1 pseudogene is annotated in these 405 nt (G+C 58.5%); it reads right to left on the reverse strand.

Annotation, left to right across the window (positions count from 1 at the left end):
• A pseudogene (locus CPY51_RS24260) lies at positions 1-348 on the reverse strand (helix-turn-helix domain-containing protein); the annotation flags it as partial.
• Between the last annotated feature and the right edge of the window lie 57 nt (positions 349-405).

Below are 405 nucleotides of genomic sequence, written 5' to 3' on the forward strand. Positions count from 1 at the left end.
TGCTCATGCCAGATCTTGACGACTGAGGACGCCGCAATCCCCACAGCCTTTGCCATCGCACGAACCGTCCAGTGAGTGGCTTCCTGCGTGGGCGGCTCCTGCGTCAGAGCAACAACCCGGTCGACAACGTCTACGCCCTTCCGTCATGAAGCGCTCCTGCCAACGCCAGACGCAGGTCTTCGACTTAGCCGTCGCCTCCATGATCGCGACCGTTCCCAGACCCTCGTCGGTCATCAAGATGATCTTCGCCCGCCAGACATACTTTTGCGGCGAGCTGGCTGCCGAAACGATTGCGTTCAGCCGAACCCGGTCGGCAGCGGAAACCTCAAATGTGACACCTGTGCGCATGCAGGACCGTCGCATATTCATGCGAAAATTGGAATCCTAAATCGGACTCCTTTGTCT

The sequence above is a fragment of the Arminella tubonensis genome, from assembly GCF_003240585.1.
Lineage (GTDB): Bacteria > Pseudomonadota > Alphaproteobacteria > Rhizobiales > Rhizobiaceae > Rhizobium > Rhizobium tubonense.